The sequence below is a fragment of the Mesorhizobium sp. M7A.F.Ca.CA.001.04.2.1 genome, assembly GCF_003998485.1.
GTDB classification, from domain to species: domain Bacteria; phylum Pseudomonadota; class Alphaproteobacteria; order Rhizobiales; family Rhizobiaceae; genus Mesorhizobium; species Mesorhizobium ciceri.
In genome coordinates this window covers 45,863-65,237 of record NZ_RZQT01000018.1, presented here as the reverse complement: position 1 = coordinate 65,237, position 19,375 = coordinate 45,863, and the positions used below count along the sequence as shown (strand labels likewise).

Here is a 19,375-nt window from a genome sequence, read left to right as displayed (position 1 = left end):
ATTCTGCACCGCGGCAACGCTCAGGAGTCGCGGCATGGATCCTATGGTCTGCGCCGCGTCGCTTCGCTCCTTGCTCCGCCACAGGATGACGAAGCGAAAGGCGTTTCGGCCAATTTCCTAGGCATGTTCCACGTCAACAGAAACGAATACGTCTTCGCCCCTTGAACGCAGTGCTCACTTAAAGAAAAAAGGCAGCGCCGGTCACCCGGCGCTGCCTTTTCTTTGGACGCTTATACGCTCGGCTCAGAACACCTGGCGGAAGATGATGAACAGCACGAAGGCCAGCGTGATCGAGCACGGCAGCGTCAGCACCCAGGCAAGCAGCAGATTGCGCACCGTCGCCCATTGCAGCCCCGAACCGTTCGCCGCCATCGTTCCGGCAACGCCCGACGACAGCACATGGGTCGTCGACACCGGCAGTCCCAGCCGATCGGCCATGCCGATGGTCACCATCGCCACGAGTTCGGCCGCCGCACCCTGGCCGTAGGTCAGATGGCTCTTGCCGATCTTCTCGCCGACCGTGACGACGATGCGTTTCCAGCCGACCATGGTGCCGAGGCCGAGCGCCAGCGCGACGGCGACCTTCACCCAGATCGGGATGAACTTCGTCGCGTTGTCGACGGCCTTGTGATAGTCGGTGACCGCTTTCAGATCGGCCGCCTCCATCGGCAGCAGCTGCTTCTTGTCGATCAGCTTGAGCGCTTCGCCGATCAAATAGATGTCGTTGCGGGCGTTGCTGACCAGATCGGTCGGCACCGTCTCGACCGAGGCATAGGGCTGCAGGCCAGCCGTCGTGTTGTGGATGTAGGTCTGCAGCGCAACCGTCGTCTGGTCGCTCCATGTCCTGGTGCGCACGGCATCCTGGACGGCTGCCTTGGCATCGGTGACGGTGACGCCGGGCTTGGCATATTTGCCCAGCGCCGTTTCGACGCTGACCGAAGCAGACTTGTAGGCTTCGAGATAGTTGATGTCGGGGGTGCGGTTCAGCGCATAGGCCGTCGGCACGACGCCGATCAGGATCAGCATGATCAGGCCCATGCCCTTCTGTCCGTCATTGGAGCCATGCGCAAAGCTGACGCCGGTGCAGGTGAAGATGAGCAGGCCACGGATCCACCATGGCGGCGGCGTGTTGCCCTTCGGCGCCTCGTAGAGCGCCGGATTGCGCACCAGCAGCTTCATTACATAGAGCAGGATCGCCGCGGCGAAGAAGCCGATGATCGGCGACACCAGCAGGGTGACGCCGACATTGGTCGCCTGCGACCAGTCGACGCCGCTGGTGGCGCTGCCGGCGGGCGCCATGAACTGATTGGCAAGGCCGACGCCGATGATCGAACCGACCATCGTGTGCGAGCTCGACGCCGGCAGTCCGAGGAACCAGGTGCCGAGATTCCACAGGATCGCCGCCACAAGCAGCGCGAACACCATGGCGAAGCCCGAGGACGAGCCGACCTGCAGGATCAGCTCGACCGGCAGCAGCGACAGGATGCCGAAAGCGACCGCGCCGCTGGAGGTGAGAACCCCCAGGAAATTGAAGGCGCCCGACCACATGACGGCGAATTCGGCCGGCATCGAGCGCGTGTAGATAACCGTCGCCACTGCATTGGCGGTGTCATGGAAGCCGTTGACGAACTCGAAGCCGAGCGCGATCAGCAAGGCGATGCCAAGCAGGATCCACGGCACGGTCTTGGCCACCGCAAGATCCTGGCTGAGCGCGTAGCCGACATAGGCGATGCCGACGAGCACCAGCACGCCGAAGGCCGGCAGGAACCACTTCGCGCTGCCCGATTGATCCAGCGGATGATCCGGTCTCGGAATGCCCGCCTCGCTAGAAACTATGTCCACCATGTCCCACTCCAGATGCATTGCAGCAAAGAACTGGGAAGACGCTATGTCCGCACGATGAACCCTGTGTGACGCCGGCGAACGCCGCGTTCACGAACAGGCCCGCCGAAAAGCGGGTGGGCGGCGCCTATTTGGCAATCTCGAGCAGGGACGATACCAACAACTGGCGCTCGTCTTTCGACAGGACATCCGAATCGAAGAGGTTCATGCTGCGCAATCCCTCGATGGCGAGATAGCAGATCAACAGCGATTTGAGATCCGGCGTCTCGCCCTTCAGCCGCTCGAAAAGCTGCCGCTTGAAGGTCTTTATCGGCATCATGAAATCGGGATCCTCGGCGATGGCCGAGAAGATCCAGGACGCCGACGGCTGCTTTTCCTCGCAATCATTGGCCGACAGCCTGATGTAGACGGCCAGGGGATTTTCGTCCTTGTCATTTGTGCTGGCGGCTTCCAGCGCGTGCTCGAACTCGCGCAGATAGCCTTCGACCAAACCTTGCATCAATTTGGCCTTGGTCGGGAAATTGTAGAGGAGCCCTCCCTTCGACACGCCGGCACGGCTGGCGACGGCATCCAGCGACAGGCTGCCTGGTCCGGATTCCCGGGCAACATCAGCCGCCGCGGCGAGAATCTTCTCGCGCGAATTCGGTCTTTGGGCTCTCATGGTGCCTCCCATCGCAAGCTTAGGCCCAATTGACAAGACCGTCCAGACGGTACAGGAAGACCGCCATTATTTGAAATCGGGACCCGCAGTCGGTATGTGTCCCGATATCCGCGCTTCGCGCCGGATTTCGACTGAGGGGACTTCCTTGTTCAAGCGCATACTCCGTATCTTTATCATTGTTCTGGTTCTGGCCCTGCTCGTCGTCGTGGTCGGCGGCATCGTCGGCTTCAACTTCCTGCGCGACAACGGCATCAAGCAGTACTTCGCATCGATGAAGCCGCCGGCGGCAACCGTTTCGACGACCATCGCCAAGCCTTCGGCCTGGACGCCAGGCGTCGAGGCGATCGGCACGGTCAAGGCGGTGCGCGGTGTCGACCTGACGGTCGAGACTACCGGTATCGTCAAGGACATCCTTTTCCATGCCAACCAGAAGGTGGCGGACAATGCGGTTCTGCTGCAACTCGATGACGCCGTCGAGCGCGCCGACCTCGATGCACAGAAGGCGCAAGCCGCGCTAGACCAGACCTCACTTGCCCGCGCCATCGAACTGACCAGGCGTGGCGTTGGCTCCGACTCGACGCTGGACACGGCGCGTGCGGCGGCCTCGGCCTCGGCATCCCAAGTCACCAAGCTGCAGGCCGTGCTCGACCAGAAGCAGCTGACGGCGCCTTTCGGCGGCACGGTGGGTATCCCGAAGATCGATGTCGGCCAGTATCTGGCGCCCGGCACCGCCGTGGTGACATTGCAGGACCTCGACACGATGCGGGTCGATTTCACGGTTCCCGAACAGCAACTCGCCTTGCTCAAGATCGGCCAGACGATTCGATTGGGCTTTGGCGGCGAGGACAGGCCATTCGCAGGCGCCATTCGTGGCATAGACCCGAAGATCGACTCGTCCAGCCGGCTGGTGAACATCCGGGCGGAAGTCGCCAATCCCGATGGCAAGCTGACCCCCGGCCAGTTCGTGCAGGTGCGTGTCGAGCTGCCCGAAGAGCAGAACGTGCTGACCCTGCCGCAGACGGCGCTGACGACAAGTCTCTATGGCGACTACATCTTCGTGGTGCAGCCAGCCAAGCCCGCCGAGACAGCGCCAGCTGCCAAGCCGGAGGAAAAACCCGCTGCGCCGGCAGCCGACAAATCGGCTGACGCCAAGCCTGCGGACACCAAGCCGGCCGATGCCATGAAGCCGGCGGCTGATGCAGCCAAGCCTGCCGCCGATGCGGCAAAGCCAACTGATAAGGCTGCCGATGGGGCCAAGCCGGCGGCGGAAGGTGACAAGCCCGCGCTCGTGCTGTCGCAGGTGTTCGTCAAGCCCGGCCGCCGCAATCAAGGCATGGTCGAGATCGTCGAGGGGCTGAAGGCCGGCGACGAGGTCGTCACCGCCGGTCAGAACCGCCTCTTCAACGGCATGTCCGTCGTTGTGGACAACACCATCGACCCGACCAAATCGGCGAACAAGCAGGCCGACCAGCAATGAGCTTTTCAGATCTCTTCATTCGCCGGCCTGTTCTTTCGACGGTCCTTGCTTGCATGATCCTGCTCCTGGGTTTCCAGGGCATCTTCAATCTGTCGATCCGGCAGTATCCGAAGGTCGATGAAACGGCCATCACGATCACCACGGCCTATCCAGGCGCCAGCGCCGATCTGATCCAGGGCTTCATTTCCGCCCCGATCGCCCGCGCCGTCGCGTCGACCGAAAACATCGACTACGTCACCTCGTCCAGCCGCCCGTCCTCCAGCACCGTGACGGTGCAGATGAAGCTCGGCTCGAACCCCGACGTCGCGCTGACCGAAGTTCTGTCCAAGGTCCAGGGCGTGCGCGGCACTTTGCCGGACGCGTCGAAGGACCCTGTCATCGTCAAGGGCACCGGCCAGCAGTTCGCGATGATGTACATCTCGATGCAGAATCCGAACATGACGAAGGAGCAGCTGACGGAGTATATCGAGCGCGTCATCAGACCGCGCATGTCGACGGTCGAAGGCGTCGCCGACGTGCAGATCTTCGGCGCCCAGGAATACTCGATGCGCGTCTGGATCGATCCGGTCAAACTTGCGGCGCGCGGCGTGACCGCCTCCGAACTGCTGACGGCGATCAACAATTCCAACTTCCTGTCGGCGCCTGGCAACACCCAGAACGAGTATGTCGTCTCCTCGATCACCGTGCGCTCGACATTGCAGACGCCGGAGGCATTCGCCGAGCTGCCGCTGCGCTCGACCGACGGCAATGTGGTGCGGTTGCGCGACGTGGCTCGCGTCGAACTCGCCGCCGAGAACACCGATACCAGGGTCTCGTTCAACGGCAAGCCAGGCACCTTCCTCGCCATCTTCCCGACGCCGGCGGCCAATCCGCTGACCACGGCGGCTGCGCTCACCAAGCTGGTGCCGCAGATTCAGGAGACACTGCCGAAAGGCATGACGATCGAGGTCGTCTACGACGCGACCGGGCAGATCAGCGCCTCGATTGAAGAGGTGTTCAAGACCATCGGCGAGGCGGTTGCCATCGTCGTCGTCGTCATCCTTCTGTTCCTTGGCTCCTTCCGGTCGGTGATGATGCCGATCATCACCATCCCGTTGTCGCTGATCGGCGTCTGCTTCCTTTTGTTCGCGGTTGGCTACTCGATCAACCTTCTGTCGCTGCTGGCCATGGTGCTGGCGATCGGCCTGGTCGTCGACGACGCCATCGTGGTGGTGGAGAACATCCATCGTCACATGGAAGAAGATCACATGTCGCCGATGCAGGCTGCGTTCAGCGGTATGCGCGAAATCGCATCAGCCATCGTTGCCATGACCATGACGCTGGCCGCCGTGTTCGCACCCCTGGCATTTACCGGCGGCCTGACCGGCGCGCTGTTCCGTGAATTCGCGGTCACGCTCGCCGGCTCGGTGGTGCTGTCGGGTGTCATCGCCATCACCATCACCCCGATGATGTCGGCACGCCTCTTGAAGTCCGGCACGCCGGGCCGTTTCCAGCGCATTGTCGACGGCACCTTCGCGCGCGTCGAGCATGTCTATGAACGCGCCGTCACCGGATCGCTGAACTATCGCCCGTTGACGCTGATCATCGTGCTTGCGCTTGTCGGCGTCACCGGCTTCATGTTCACCAAGACCTCGAGCGAACTTGCGCCGGAAGAGGACCAGGGCTTTCTGCTCTCGATTGTGACGGCGCCGCGTTATGCGACGTCCGATTACACCGAGACATACGTCAACCAGATCCTCGGCCTGGTGAAGGATATTCCCGAAACACGGGCGCAGTTCTCGGCCGTCGCCTTCGGCGGCACGACAAACAGCGCCTTCGTCGGCTATGCCTTCAAGGACTGGGCGGAACGCAAGCGCAATTCGAAGGAACTGCAGGCTGACATTACGGCCCGTATCGCCAAAGTGGCCGGTGTCGAGGCCTTCGTCTTCGCACCGCCGACGCTGCCGGGCTCCGGCGGCGGCCTGCCCATTTCCATGGTGGTGCGATCGACCGGCGCTTCCTCGGAAGTGTACGAGGTGGCCGAGCAGATCAAGAACAAGGCGCAGGCCTCCGGCCGCTTCATCGTCGTGCAGAATTCGATGGCCTATGACGCACCGGAGGTGACGGTGACCATCGACCGCGACCGCGCCGCCGCGCTGAACCTGCCGATCGCCGATATCGGCCGCACGCTGACCTTGCTGGTCGGCGGCGCCGAAGTGGCGCAGTTCGACCGCGATTCCAACAGCTACGACATCATCCCGCAGGTGCCGCAGGAGTTCCGCGACGACCCCGACAAGCTCGGCGAATATTTCGTACGCAGCGTGACCGGCGAGATGGTGCCGCTATCGGCGGTGGTCAAGATTTCGACCAATGCGGCGCCGGCGGCGATCGAGCAGTTCAACCAGCTGAATTCGTCGACGATTTCGGCGCTTCCGTTGCCCGGCGTCACCACTGGCGACGGGCTGAAGGCGCTGGAGGACATCGCCAAGGAGAGCCTGCCCGACACGTTCTTCATCGATTATTCCGGTCAATCGCGACAGGAAAAGGAACAGGGCAACACCATCCTGATCGCTTTCGCGGCCGCAGTTGTCGTCATCTATCTGGTGCTGGCGGCGCAGTTTGAAAGCTTCCGTGACCCGCTGATCATCATGATGGCGGTGCCGTTATCGATCTTCGGCGCGATCGTGCCGCTCAATCTGGGCCTCGGCACGCTCAACATCTACACGCAGGTCGGCCTGATCACACTGATCGGTCTGATAACCAAGCACGGCATCCTGCTGGTCGAGTTCGCCAACCAGCAGCGTGAAAAGCATGGCATGCGGCGGCGCGATGCCATCATCGCCTCGGCCAAGGTGCGCCTGCGGCCGATCCTGATGACGACGGCGGCGATGGCGCTCGGCGTTGTGCCGCTGATCACGTCCAGCGGCGCTGGTGCCGCGGCCCGCTATTCGATGGGCCTGGTCATCTTCACCGGCATCCTGGTCGGCACCATGTTCACGCTCTTCGTCGTGCCCATGTTCTACACCTTCATCGCCAGCAAGGACCTGCCTCATCTGGCGGAAAAGCCGGACCCCAAGCTGATGCCGGCACTGCCGAGCTAGGACGGTCTAGGGAGTCCCGCCCAGAAATGTGCGGGAATCGATGGAAACAAAAGAAAAGAGGCCGGGAAATTCCCGGCCTCTTTTCTTTTTGGCTGGGCTCGATACCGCCGGTTTGAACTGTACGCAATACCGCAGCGTTTCCGGAGGGAGCTTTGAGGCGCGGCAGCATGCTGCCACGCCACCGTTTCCAGCCTGCTACTTGACGATGACGATGCTGGTGTTGGTCGCCCCGAAGGTTTCGACGAGCTGGTAGAAATCGGCGGCGTTGTCGGGGTGCAGCCGCACGCAGCCATGCGAAGCCGGCTGGCCGAGGCGCTTGATCGCATAGGTCGCGTGCACCGCATAGCCGCCGCTGAAGAAGACCGAGTGCGGCATCGGGGCGTTGTCGTATTTCTTCGAATACCACATTTCATGCATGCGGGTCGGCTTGAACGAGCCGGTCGGCGTCACATGGGCCCGGTCGCCGGTGGAGACTTTCCAGGCGAAGGTCGGCCGGCCGTCGACGGAGACTTCCATGATCTGCTGCGAAAGCGAAACGCGCGCCACGATCTTGTTGGCGGCATGCGCGGCGCCCGAGCCGAACAGCAGTGCGGCACCGGTCAGCGCGGCGGCGGCGATGTTGATGAGCTTGGCGGAAATGGCGGTATGCATGAAGAAAATCCCCTCTCTCTGCCGGTCCAGCCGGCTCCAATTCGATGGCTGCTTATCCCAACGTCATGTTTCGGAGAGATTTCGCAAAATGCTCATTTGTGTTTCGAATCTGTTTCCACTGGTTAACAAACGCCAACCCCATTAGAGCCGTCGGTGGCCCGCCAGCGAGACCCTAGCAAGACCAAGGTCAGGAACATGGGTATCCGTCGCTAAACGAAAGTGCGAATTAGCAGTATTCGAAAGGACCGCCGTAGATCTCGAAACCGAACTGCAACAAAGCGAGGTTTCAAGCGGCATGATCCGGATACGGGCCGCAAGCAAAGTTGACGCAACGAAAACAGCCGGTAACGAACATGGGAACGAAATCGAACGCGCTGTCCTGGCTTTTCAGGATCAGCATCGCGGCAGCGGTCATCGGCGGCGTCGGCACGGTTGCCGGCACCCCGCTGACAAGCCTCGGCGCAATGACTTCAGGCGAGATTTCGACCCTGCACGCCGCACTGTTTTTCGCCACGGTCTGGATTGTTTCCAGCCTGCGCATCGCCCGGCTAAAGGCCCTCTGGCGGGTCGGCCTTAGGCTGACGGGTTTGCGCGGCGCCTCCGGCAACTTGCTGCCGAGAGGACCGAAGGCCCGCGCCGAGACGGGGGGTTCCGTGGGCGGCGCGGGCGCTTCGGGGGTATCCTGAAGCGACCCGCAACAAACCATTTTGGGGAATTGGATTGGTACGATGAAAACGAAATTTGCCGTTTCGGTGCTTTCCGCACTGCTTTACGCCCAGGGCCTGCTCGGCTTTGCCGGCCTTGCCACCGTGCTGCTCAGGGACCGCGCCCACGCTGGCGAGCTGACCATGGGCAGTGACATGCCGGTGGGTCCATCGCTTCTGCTGGTACGCTGAGCGCCAAGAGCGCCGGGGCCGGAGATGGAAAATCCGATGCCCGAAACCAGAGACTGCGTCAGTGCCCGGCAATCAGTCCGCGAATTGCCGCGGCGGATCGAACCGGTAGCCGGCGCCGCGTATGGTGGTGATGGTTTCGGTGTCGAGTTTGCGGCGCAGCCGCACGATGCGCGAATCGATCGAGCGATCGAAGGCATCGGCGTTTTCGGCCGGCGCCGCGGCGATGATGTCGTCGCGCGTCAAAACCTTGCGCGGACTGGCCAGGAACAGCCTGAGCAGCGCCACCTGACCGGGCGAAAGCTGTTCCTCCGTGCCGGAGCGATGCATGACCATCGCCGATCTCAGATCGACGGTCGCGTTCTCCAGCACGATCAGCTCCTGGGTGCCCCTGCCGCGGCGCGAAAGCAGGCCGCCGACACGGGCGGCCAGTTCACGGACATTGAGCGGGCTCTCGACGACGTCGGCCGCACCAAGCTCCAGCGCCAGCACCTTGTCGACAAGATCGGCCGGGCGGCAGATCAGAATGAAATCCGGTCCGCCCTCACCGCCTCCTCCTTGGCCGCCATAACGTCTGAGCAGGTCTCGCCCCTCCGCCTGGCTGAGGCTGTCGCCGACGACGACGACGTCGATGCCCTTTCCCGACAGCAGCGATTCGGCCTCCCAGGGCTGGCGTGCCTGATGCACGTCATGGCCGCGCCGTTCAAGATGGTCGGCGAGTTCGGTCGCGACCACTTCGGCTACCGAAACGAGCGCAATGACGGATCGTGCGGCCATGTTTTCCAACCGTTCCCTGGCAACCCCGATATGAGTGCTGGACATGATGTTTATACCCAATCTACTTTCCACTGAAAGTGGGAGCGAAAGCATCGTGCGGGCAAGAATTGTCATCGTCGAGGATGAGCCCGACCTGAGGGACGCTGTCGCCGAATACCTTGGCGCCGCCGGATATGACGTGGCCACCGCTGAAAGTGCGGCCGCCGCGCGCAGCCTCGTTGAAACGCAGTCGTTTCATCTTGCCATTCTCGACATCGCCATGCCCGGCGAGGACGGCCTCTCGCTTGGCCGCTGGCTGCGTTCGAAACTGCCGATCGGCATCATCTATGCGACCGCGGCCGGCACCGCGCTCGACCGCATTGTCGGGCTGGAACTCGGTGCCGACGACTACATCGTCAAGCCTTACGAATTGCGCGAGGTGCTGGCCAGGGTGCGCAGCGTGTTGCGCCGGGTTCCCCAGCCCAAAGAGCTGCAGGACAAGAGGGCCGGGGCGGATCGCCGTTCCGTTGCCTTCGGCCCCTTCCAGGCCGATCTCGACGGCAGGCTGGTCACCGGCGCCAATGGCGTGGTGATCGACATGGCCAAGAGCGAGTTCGACGTGCTGGAGATTTTCCTCACCCGCGCCAACCGGCTGCTGACCCGCGCCGCTATCTCCGAGGCGATCGGTTTCACCGAAGATCCGGAATCGTCACGCGCGGTCGACATTCGCATCATGCGGCTGCGCAAAAAGATCGAGGCCGATCCCGCCAATCCGAAATTCCTGCGCACGGTGCGCGGCGAGGGCTATATCTTCTCGCTGCCGGCCGGCGACGGCAACTGAGCACCGGGCCAGAAGGATGTGGTTGCTCGCCGGCCGAATTGGCGCGACTCCGGAATGACAGCACAAGATGATCGCTGAAGCAGCAAGCACCGATATGCAAGGGTTCCGGCAGGGCGCGGCGATGGCGGCCGTGCGCGTCGTTCGCCGGCTGCGCGAGGCCGGCGACTGGCAGCGCGAGATGGACGGCATACTGGAAACGCTCTGCCGGGCCATGGATTGCCAGCGCGGCATCCTGTTTCGCTTGCGCGAACTGCCCGGCCAGGGCTTCGCCCAATCCGTCGCCGCCTACTGGATCGACCCTCTTTTCGGCGGCGAACTGGCATCACCGACCGTCATCATGCAATCGATCGTCAATTCCGACCCGCTGCTGGAGCGGCTTGCCGAGGACGAGAGGCAAGGCAAGATCTTCGCCGGTCATACGCGCGACCTCGAAGGCTTTCTGAGGACCGATTTCGAGAAGCAGAACATCAAATCGTTCCTCTCGGTCTCGGTCTTCGCGCACGGCCATCTCTGGGGCACGCTGGCGGTCAATGACTGCATCAACGAGCGTGCATGGACCGACGAGGAAGAGGCGACGCTGCACATCATCGCGCTGGCCATCGGCGACGCCATAGAGCGCTCGCCCTCCGACGCCCACGCCAGCGAGGTCATTCGCCGCACCATGCTGCAGGCCTCGCTCGACGCCATTGTCGTCATCGACGAGACCGGCTCGATCATCGAATTCAATCCGGCCGCCGAGAAGATGTTCGGCTTCCAGCGCAGCGACATCCTCGGCAAGGACCTGCTCGATACGATCGTGCCGATCTACTACCGCAAGGGCTATGCCTCAGGAGCCGAATACATGTCCGGCCGCGGCGCGCCGATGGTCGGCCAGCGGCTCGAGACGGTGACCCAGAATGCCGCCGGCGAAGTGTTCCCGATCGAGCTGACGGCCACCGAGATGCGGGTTGCCGACCGCCGCCTGATCTTCGGCTCCATCCGCGACCTGCGCGACAAATTGCGCGCCGAGGAGGAAATCGGCCGGCAACGCGAGAAGCTGCACCAGAACGAGAAGATGGCGGCCATGGGTTCGTTGCTGGCCGGTGTGTCGCACGAGCTCAACAACCCGCTGGCCGTGGTTGTGGCGCAATCGACGCTGCTGCACGAATTCGCCTCCGATCCGCAAACCAAGGTGCGCGCCGAAAAGGTCCGCGCGGCCGCCGAGCGCTGCGGCCGCATCGTCAAGAGCTTCCTGTCGATGGTCCGCCTCCATCCCGCGGCACAAGCCGAGACCGACCTCAACCAGGTGATCCGGGCGGCACTTGAAGTGACCGCCTATGGCGCGCGCTCAAGCGGCATCATCATCGACACCGATTTCGCCGCAGGCCCGCTGCTGGCCATGGCCGACGCCGACCATGTGACGCAGGTGGCGGCCAATTTCCTCATCAACAGCCAGCACGCTTTGGCTGGCATTGCCGGCGACCGGCTGATCAAGGTGCGGACGTTCCGCAGCGACCGGGATCATCCCTGCTTCTCGGTCGAGGACAATGGGCCCGGCGTGCCGGAAGCGATCCGCGGCCGCATCTTCGAATCCTATTTCACCACCAAGCCGGTCGGCGTCGGCACCGGCATCGGCCTGTCGATCTCGAAATCGATCATCGAGCGGCACAATGGCAATGTCTGGTTCGAGGAAGTGCTCCCGAGAGGCGCGCGTTTCGTCGTCCAGCTGCCGGCCATCGTGGCCGGCCTCGCCACCGCCGGCGACAACCAGCCGCGATCGAGCGGCCTGCGCCATGCCTTGATCATCGACGACGAGCCGGATGTCGCCGGGTCACTCTCCGACATCCTCGAACTGATGGGCATCAAGTCGCGGATCGTGCCGGTCTGGGAATCGGCCGCCGCCACCTTGAGCGGCCATATGCCGCCGGACATCGTTTTTTCGGACCTGCGCATGCCCGGCGTCAGCGGCATATCGATCTATCGTGAGCTGCTCGCCGAAAAGCCCGTTTTGGCGCGGCGTTTCGTGCTGGTCACCGGAGACCTGATCGGTGCCAAAGCCGAAATCGAAGCCTTGCCGGCGCAGCAGCGACCGCAGATTCTGGAAAAGCCGTTCAGCACGCTGGATGTGCGCAGCGTGCTCTCCGCCATCGCCGAACAGGCGGCCTTGAAAGGATAAAAAAGAGGCTCCCGGGGGCGGGAGCCAAAAGGAGCGCACTGGAGGGCGCTCGGGGAGGTCAGAGCATGATCCACAAAACGGGAACGGTTTTCGGGACCATGCTTCGACGGAAATCAGAAAATATTCGGCGTGCCGGTCAACGGCGCGGCATTGGCGATCATGCGGATCGCCCGGCTTTTGTGTGTTCCGGACTGTTCGGCGATGGCGCGCAGGCAATCCATGCTCTCGGCACCCCAGGCCTGGCCCTTGCAGGCGAAGTCGGTCACCGGCACCGGCAGACGCGCGGTCCTGGTCGTCGTCTGCGCGCCGTCGATGAGATTGGCCGGCGGATTCAACGAAGCGAAGGCCGGCCCGATTGTCGGCGTGAACGCCATGCCGACGAAGGCGCAAGCAGCCAGCACCATGAACATCGCCATGGGGTGGTCGCTGGCCCGCTGGCGCAGCGCCAGTTTCGGACGGCGGTCATTGCGCTCTGGAGCCTGAAGGCGGCTCTCGCCGCGGATCGTCTGGATTTTCGCATGCATTACCTTCCCCTTCGCTGAGTTTCTTTTGGCGGCGAAATGAACTTATCCGCGCTTTGTAACGGTGATGGGGTGGCGAAGGATTGGCACTGTAACGAATTCGAAACAACATTGGGGCGAAGTCGGGCAAAATCGGGCATGGCTTCGACGGCGCCGAGGCTCGAGGCGCAACTTGACCGATCTTACCGAACAGTCTTTCGAAAAGATCAGGCTCAGCCCGGAGCTTGAAGCTCGGCAATGATCTTGTGCGCGGCGATGCGCCCGGCAATGATGGCGCCCTCGACATACCCCGGAAACGATGGCGAGAGTTCTGAAGAGACGAGATACACCGGCGGTGCGCCGGCAAGGATCGTTCGCTCGGCGTCTGTCGCTGTAACATCGACAATAAGATCGCTGTACGCGCCGCCGCTCCAGCGATCTCCTGTCCAGTCACGCAAACTGAAATCGATGACGTCACCGGCATCCGGACCAAGGGCTGCCTCCAGCCGGCCGGTCACCTCCGCACGCAGTTCCGCCTCGCCGAGGTCGCGCCAACGCAGCGCGAGCGAGCCGCCGGCGAACACGACGAGCGCCGCATGCTCCGCATCCTTGCCGGCGTCGCAGGCAAACAGCCCCGGCGGCTCGAGCCACATCACCATGCCGCTCAAATCCCGCGCCCGCCAAAACGGTTTGGCATAGCGCACCAGGATCTTGATAGCCGCGCCGCTTTCCCAGGCGCCGAGTGCCCGCCCCAGTCCGGCCGGCAAAGCGGGGGCAAAGGCGAGCTCCGTCACCTTCGCCGGCGGGACGGCAACCAGAACCGTGCGCGCCTCGACGGCACCCCCGGCCGAAACGACAAGAACACCTGGCGAACTGTGCTCGATGCGCGTGACCGGCTCGCTTAGCCGCAACCGATCGCCAAGGTCGCGGGCCAGATCGTCGGCCAGCGAATGCATGGTTTCGCGCACAGAATATTGCAGTTCCGTCACCTCGTTGGTGACCCGCCGGTCATTGTCGATCAAATACCAGAGAGGAATCTGGTCCAGCGCCATGCACCAGAGACCTTCGATCATCGAACGGAACGCCACCCTTGCATCGGCCGAATCGTGCTGGCAGGCAAGCCAGTCGGCGACGGTCAGTCCGGCAATCGAGGCATCGTCCGGATCGATCCCGTTCATGCGCTCGCGGATCGCCATCGCGGCATGATAGGTCCGCTCAGCTCGTTGTGCGGACATCGTCGGCTGGGTGATGAAGTCGCCATCGACATAGGTTTCAACCAGCGTCTTGCCGCGCGCCTCGACCATGGCCATCAATTCCGGCATGTCCTCGCACAGGAACTGGCCACCACTATCGATGCGTTCGCCAAGTCCGTTCAGTCGGGACTCGACGCGTCCGCCGACGCGGTCGCGTGCTTCGAGCAGGATGAAATCGATGCCGGCCTTCTTCATCTCAAGCGCCGCCGACAGGCCGGTGAAACCCGCACCGACGATGACGACATCGGTTCGCTCGAATTCGCCGCCCTCATCCGTGAAGGTCTTCAGCATTGCCGGCTATCCACCCAATCGTATCCGGCTTCCACCGACGAACTATGTCCTTGTCGACATATGCCGGCGGGCCGAACACACCATGCCGCAGGCTGTCTCTAACCTATCGTTTTCTCGAGCATATTGAGCCAGTTGCGATAGGCGATTTTTTCGATCAGCGCGCGGCCGAAACCGCGTGCCGCCAATGCATCGATCAGCTTCGGCAGGCCGGCGACATCGCCGATGACGGCCGGGATCATGGCGCCGTCGAAATCGGAGCCAAGACCAACGCCGTCCTCACCCAGCGCCTGCAGCAGCGAATCGATATGGCGCACCATGATATCGAGGCTGGTGTCGGCATTCATGCGACCGTCCTCGCGCAGGAAGCCGGTTGCGAAGTTCAGCCCGACCATGCCGCCGGTTTCGCGGATCGCGCCGAGCTGCCAGTCGGTCAAGTTACGCGAATGGCCGCAGATCGCGTGCACGTTGGAATGGGTCGCCACCAGCGGCGCATCGCTGAGTGCGGCGACATCGCGAAAGCCCTTCTCGTTGAGATGCGACAGGTCGATCATGATCTTCAACTGGTTGCAGGCCTTGACCAGCGCCTTGCCGGCATCGGTCAGGCCAGGGCCGGTGTCGGGCGAAGACGGGAAGCGGAACGGCACGCCGTGGCCAAAGGCGTTCGGACGGCTCCAGACGATGCCGAGCGAGCGCAGGCCGGCTTCATGCAGCACGTCGAGCATGGTGAGCTCGGGATCGATCGCCTCGACCCCTTCGATGTGGAACACCGCGGCGATCGACCCTTGCGCCATGGCATTGCGCACATCGCCGGCGCTGCGGCAGACGGTGAGCGCTCCGGCCCGTTCCAGCCTGAACAGGATCGAGGCCATCGCGATGGTCGAGGTCAGCGCCTCATTGCGCGGAACCTCGGGCGGCAGCGGTTCGGCGGCGCCCGGCGCCAGGGGCACGGCGCCGCGCCTGGATTTCTCGACAGGCGGCGGAAAGATGGCGAACATGCCCCCGGCGAAGCCGCCGGCTTTCGCGCGTGGCAGGTCGATATGGCCGCCCGATTTCCCCTCGATGAACAGTTTTTCGACGTCCGTGTCTTTCGACTGATGGAGTCTGAGCAACGTATCGTTGTGGCCGTCGAAGACGGGAACGAGATCGGTTTCGGTCATTGGGGGATCATTCGGTTCGTTTGTCGGCGCGGCTAAGATATATCCTATCTACTTAGGCAGGATGCGCCACCCGCGCAAATGCCAAAGCCGCCCCGGTGGGATGGCAGCCGCTTGCCGCGCCGTTTCCAAGCAACGAATCCCTACCGCTTCAGCACGTCGGCCCATTCCTGATGGCGGCGGAACTGGGCGTTGGCGAACGGGCAGAGCGGGATGATCTTCTTGCCCGCCGCACGCGCATCCTCGACGGCGCGGGTGACAAGCCGAAGCCCGGCACCCTGGCCGCGAAAGACGTCCGGCACTTCGGTGTGGTCGATGATGATCTGGTGCTCACCGATCTTGGTGAAAGTCATCTCGGCCTCGGCGCCATCGGGTCCACGCAGGACGTAGCGGCCCTTGGAACCGCGATCCTCAAGTTCGATCTCAGGCAGTTGGTCAGGCATTGCTATGCTCCTTGGGCAGTATCGGCAAAGAACCGCCGTGCCGCCTCGATCTCGTTTGGCCGCACCTCGTGCCCGCCATCGTGCCATTCCACTGTGACATCGGCGCCGTCGGCACGCAAATAGGCCTCGAGCCGCGTGGTCAGGTTCGGCGGGCAGATCGGATCGCGCTTGCCGGCGGTCACCAGGATATGGCGGCCGGCGAGGCTGCCCTTGACCTCAGGTTCGAACGGGATCAGCGGATGCATCAGCACCGACGCGTCGAACAGCGCTGGAACCACGAACACCACCGAGGCCAGGACATTGGCGCCGTTGGAATAGCCGAGACCCAGCACGGCCGATGGCTTCGCTGCTTCAACATGGGCCTTGACGAAGCCCGCCATCTTGGTCGTCGCCCGCGCCAGGTCGTCCATATCGTAGATGCCCTCGGCGGCGCGGCGAAAGAAGCGCGCGGCACCTTGTTCCGACACATCACCGCGCGGCGAGACGATGGTTGCCTGGGGCGCGAGATCGCGCCCCAGCGACAAAAGCTGATTCTCATCGCCTCCCGTGCCATGGAAGACGAACAGCAATGGACCGCCCGGCGAACCGGGCAGCACCTTGTGGATGTAAGCGTCCTTGCTCATGGTCTCAGCCTTCCAACTTCTGCAGATGCTGTTCGAGATAGGGCCGCAGGTGCTGGTGCTGCGTCGGCAGCTTCAGCGCCTCGCCCAGATGAGCGGTATCCTCGTCGCGATCGAAACCCGGCTCGTTGGTGGCGACTTCGAACAGCACGCCACCCGGTGTGCGGAAATAGATCGCCCAGAAGTAGTCGCGGTCGATCACCGGCGTCACCCCATAGCCGGTGTCCATCAACGCCTTGCGTACTTCCAGCTGCCTGGCGCGGTTCTCGACCGCGAAGGCGACGTGATGGACGGAGCCGGCGCCGAGGTCGGCGAAGGCAGTGCTCGGCAGCGATTCGATGTCGATGACATCGGCGCCATTGCCGTTCTTCACCGCCAGCCGCCTGAGATTGCCGGACTTGTCGACTTCCTCATAGCCCATGAACTTCAGCAGCTCTTCCGTGGCGCCGCCATCCTTCAGCCTGAGCGACACGGAATGAAAGCCTCGGATCGCCTCATCCGTGGGAACGCCGCCTTTCGCCCAGGGTGCTCTGCTGTCGCTCTTGCACTCGACCAGCGCGAAGCCGTCACCATCCGGTCCGGCAAAAGCCAGGCGCTTCTCACCGAAGGTTTCTTCGCGCGAGAGGCCGGTGACGCCCTCATCGGCAAAGCGTTTTTCCCAATAGCCAAGCGTGCCTTCCGGCACCGAGTAGACGGTGGTTCCGACTTCCCCGACCCCATGCCGGCCCTTGCCGATGTCGGGGAAGGGGAAATAGGTCATCACCGAACCCGGCGTACCGGCCTCGTCACCGTAGTAAAGATGGTAAACATCGGGCGCGTCGAAATTGACGGTCTTCTTGACCCGGCGCTGACCGAGTTTCCTGGTGAAGAAATCGTTGTTCTGGCGGGCATCCCTGGCCATCGACGTGACGTGATGCAGGCCCTTGATCTGGTCGAGCATTGTCTCGCTCCTTCCCTTGGTACATGTGCGGCCCTCGCCGCTGTCCACGCCAATATGAGGACCAGGGCAGTTTCCGCAAAGGCGGCAAACACAGAATGGACTGTGTCATAAAAGTGAACGATGGAACAAGGTTCGTTCACCAATTGGCTCGCAGGTCAGACTTGCGCCAAGGCCAGAATTCGGTTCCATAAACGGCGTTCGACATCCCGGGACAAAGGTATCGTGAGTGACTGGAAAAGCCAGGCGGCCTAACATTCTCCTGATCACATGCGACCAGTGGCGCGGCGATTGTCTGTCCGCCGCCGGTCATCCGGTGGTGCGAACGCCGAATGCCGACGCTTTGGCCGCGGAGGGCGTGCTGTTCAAGCGGCATTATGGCGGCGCGGCGCCCTGCTCGCCCGCCCGCGCCTGCCTCTACACCGGCCTCTACCAGATGAACAACCGCGTCTGCCGCAATGGCACGCCGCTCGACGCTCGCCACGGCAACATTGCGCTTTCGGCTCGCGCCCTGGGCTATGATCCGACGCTGTTCGGCTACACCGATGTGTCGCTCGATCCGCGCCTGCTGGCGCCGGGCGATCCGCGGCTGCAAAGCTATGAAGGCGTGCTGCCGGGCTTTACGGTGCGCCAGTTGCTGCCCGAGCATCAGAAGCAATGGCTATCCTGGCTGGAGCTGCAAGGTGTCGACGCCAGCGCCGGATCCCCCGACATCCATCGCCCGGTGGCGGACCGCGCGGTCGGGACCACTGTCGGCAACGCGCCGCCCGTCTACTCCGGGCAACAAACTCCGGCGGCCTTCCTGACCGGCGAATTCGCGCGTTGGCTTGGCGAACAGGAGCACGCCGCGCCGTGGTTCGCGCATCTTTCCTTCATCAGCCCGCACCCGCCCTTCATAGTGCCGGAGCCCTACAACACAATGTACGATCCGGCTGACGGCCCGGCCTTCCGGCGCGCGGCAAGCTGGCAGGAGGAGGCGGAAAACCATCCCTATCTAGCCTATGATCTCGGCCGGCAGAAACAGATGAAATTTCGCCCCGAAGCCAGAGGCAAGGTGCACGACTGGAGCGAAGACGATTTTCGCGTCCTCCGCGCGATCTATTACGGCATGATTTCCGAGGTCGACGCCCAGCTCGGCCGCATCTGGCAAGCGGTCAAGGCGGCCGGCGCGTGGGACGACACCATCATCGTGCTGACCTCGGACCATGCCGAGATGATGGGCGACCATTTCATGCTGGGCAAGGGCGGCTATTTCGACGGCAGCTACCACATTCCGCTGATCATCCGCGATCCGCGCCACGGCAAGGCGGCCGGCGGCAAGGTAGACAGCTTCACGGAAGCGGTCGACATTTTGCCGACGTTTCTCGACCTGCTCGGCGAAGAGCCCGCGCCGCATCTCGACGGCAGGTCGCTGAAGCCGTTCCTGAGCGGGGAAACCCCTGCGGCGTGGCGCGATGCCGCGCATTGGGAGTTCGATTTCCGCTCGGTTGCCGCGGGCGAGGCCGAACGCCATTTCGGCATCGCCTCACGCCAATGCAATCTCGCCGTTATCCGCACGGAGCGTTTCAAATATGTGCATTTCGGCGGCAACCTGCCGCCGCTGCTGTTCGATCTGGAAAACGATCCGGACGAATTGGACAATCTCGCGGCCGACCCCAGCCATCTCGCCGTGCGTCTGGAATTCGCCGAACGGCTGCTCGCCTGGCGAGCTGAACATCTCGACCAATCGCTGGCACTGGCCGAATTGACCGAGAACGGCCTCGTCGGCCATGCCGCTGGCCTGCCTCCATGCCACACATGAACACAGGCCCGCATCGTTGC

At 63.1% G+C, this 19,375-nt stretch carries 17 protein-coding genes; 7 read left to right on the top strand and 10 right to left on the bottom strand.

All coding sequences use genetic code 11. The features are described 5' to 3' along the window. Nucleotides 1–243: 243 nt before the first annotated feature. Nucleotides 244–1,845: an inorganic phosphate transporter gene (locus EN955_RS08650; protein WP_024503026.1), complete on the bottom strand. Its 1,602-nt coding sequence runs from the start codon at nucleotides 1,843–1,845 to the stop codon at nucleotides 244–246. 124 nt (nucleotides 1,846–1,969) lie between these two features. Then, nucleotides 1,970–2,503, bottom strand: coding sequence for a TetR/AcrR family transcriptional regulator (locus tag EN955_RS08645; RefSeq protein ID WP_024503025.1), 534 nt, complete (start codon nucleotides 2,501–2,503; stop codon nucleotides 1,970–1,972). A 145-nt stretch (nucleotides 2,504–2,648) separates the two neighbouring features. Here EN955_RS08645 and EN955_RS08640 point away from each other — a divergent pair, with 145 nt between their 5' ends. Both EN955_RS08640 and EN955_RS08635 read left to right on the top strand, forming a co-directional pair. Next, nucleotides 2,649–3,980 (top strand): efflux RND transporter periplasmic adaptor subunit, encoded by a 1,332-nt coding sequence (locus tag EN955_RS08640; protein WP_013529307.1) that lies wholly within the window; start codon nucleotides 2,649–2,651, stop codon nucleotides 3,978–3,980. Further along, on the top strand, nucleotides 3,977–7,060 hold the full coding sequence (locus EN955_RS08635; protein ID WP_013529306.1) for an efflux RND transporter permease subunit: 3,084 nt from the start codon (nucleotides 3,977–3,979) through the stop codon (nucleotides 7,058–7,060). Before EN955_RS08640 ends, EN955_RS08635 begins: the two co-directional genes overlap by 4 nt. A gap of 195 nt (nucleotides 7,061–7,255) precedes the next feature. On the opposite strand, the gene EN955_RS08630 is transcribed toward EN955_RS08635, so the two are convergent. Next, nucleotides 7,256–7,711, bottom strand: coding sequence for a L,D-transpeptidase (locus EN955_RS08630; protein ID WP_013529305.1), 456 nt, complete (start codon nucleotides 7,709–7,711; stop codon nucleotides 7,256–7,258). 353 nt (nucleotides 7,712–8,064) lie between these two features. On the opposite strand from EN955_RS08630, the gene EN955_RS08625 reads away from it, so the two are divergent. Together EN955_RS08625 and EN955_RS08620 are read left to right on the top strand one after the other, a co-directional pair. Next, nucleotides 8,065–8,397, top strand: a complete 333-nt coding sequence (locus EN955_RS08625) for a hypothetical protein (protein ID WP_024503024.1) — start codon at nucleotides 8,065–8,067, stop codon at nucleotides 8,395–8,397. 42 nt (nucleotides 8,398–8,439) lie between these two features. Beyond that, nucleotides 8,440–8,607: a hypothetical protein gene (locus EN955_RS08620; protein ID WP_081714257.1), complete on the top strand. Its 168-nt coding sequence runs from the start codon at nucleotides 8,440–8,442 to the stop codon at nucleotides 8,605–8,607. A 72-nt stretch (nucleotides 8,608–8,679) separates the two neighbouring features. Here the strand turns inward: EN955_RS08620 and EN955_RS08615 are convergent, their stop codons facing one another. Beyond that, nucleotides 8,680–9,381 carry a response regulator transcription factor gene (locus EN955_RS08615; RefSeq protein WP_013529302.1) on the bottom strand — a complete coding sequence of 234 codons (702 nt, stop codon included), beginning with the start codon at nucleotides 9,379–9,381 and terminating at the stop codon, nucleotides 8,680–8,682. A 94-nt stretch (nucleotides 9,382–9,475) separates the two neighbouring features. Here EN955_RS08615 and EN955_RS08610 point away from each other — a divergent pair, with 94 nt between their 5' ends. Next, entirely contained in the window at nucleotides 9,476–10,201 is a 726-nt protein-coding gene (locus EN955_RS08610; RefSeq protein WP_024503023.1) for a response regulator transcription factor, read from the top strand. Between the two features lie 67 nt (nucleotides 10,202–10,268). Then, nucleotides 10,269–12,356: an ATP-binding protein gene (locus tag EN955_RS08605; protein ID WP_024503022.1), complete on the top strand. Its 2,088-nt coding sequence runs from the start codon at nucleotides 10,269–10,271 to the stop codon at nucleotides 12,354–12,356. Between the two features lie 113 nt (nucleotides 12,357–12,469). Here the strand turns inward: EN955_RS08605 and EN955_RS08600 are convergent, their stop codons facing one another. The 6 genes from EN955_RS08600 to EN955_RS08575 form a co-directional block, all read right to left on the bottom strand. After that, on the bottom strand, nucleotides 12,470–12,880 hold the full coding sequence (locus EN955_RS08600) for a hypothetical protein (RefSeq protein WP_024503021.1): 411 nt from the start codon (nucleotides 12,878–12,880) through the stop codon (nucleotides 12,470–12,472). A gap of 209 nt (nucleotides 12,881–13,089) precedes the next feature. Then, a complete protein-coding gene (locus tag EN955_RS08595) occupies nucleotides 13,090–14,400 on the bottom strand; it encodes a flavin monoamine oxidase family protein (RefSeq protein ID WP_024503020.1) in 1,311 nt (436 codons plus the stop codon). Between the two features lie 98 nt (nucleotides 14,401–14,498). Then, nucleotides 14,499–15,557: a dipeptidase gene (locus EN955_RS08590; RefSeq protein WP_013529297.1), complete on the bottom strand. Its 1,059-nt coding sequence runs from the start codon at nucleotides 15,555–15,557 to the stop codon at nucleotides 14,499–14,501. Nucleotides 15,558–15,697: 140 nt separating this feature from the next. Beyond that, complete coding sequence (locus tag EN955_RS08585) at nucleotides 15,698–15,997, bottom strand: GNAT family N-acetyltransferase (RefSeq protein ID WP_013529296.1); 300 nt, start codon at nucleotides 15,995–15,997, stop codon at nucleotides 15,698–15,700. A gap of 2 nt (nucleotides 15,998–15,999) precedes the next feature. Then, on the bottom strand, nucleotides 16,000–16,620 hold the full coding sequence (locus tag EN955_RS08580; RefSeq protein ID WP_013529295.1) for an alpha/beta hydrolase: 621 nt from the start codon (nucleotides 16,618–16,620) through the stop codon (nucleotides 16,000–16,002). Between the two features lie 4 nt (nucleotides 16,621–16,624). Then, entirely contained in the window at nucleotides 16,625–17,557 is a 933-nt protein-coding gene (locus tag EN955_RS08575; RefSeq protein WP_024503019.1) for a VOC family protein, read from the bottom strand. A 226-nt stretch (nucleotides 17,558–17,783) separates the two neighbouring features. Between EN955_RS08575 and EN955_RS08570 the strand changes: the two genes are divergently transcribed. Further along, nucleotides 17,784–19,355, top strand: coding sequence for an alkaline phosphatase family protein (locus tag EN955_RS08570; protein WP_024503018.1), 1,572 nt, complete (start codon nucleotides 17,784–17,786; stop codon nucleotides 19,353–19,355). The last annotated feature ends 20 nt before the right edge of the window (nucleotides 19,356–19,375 follow it).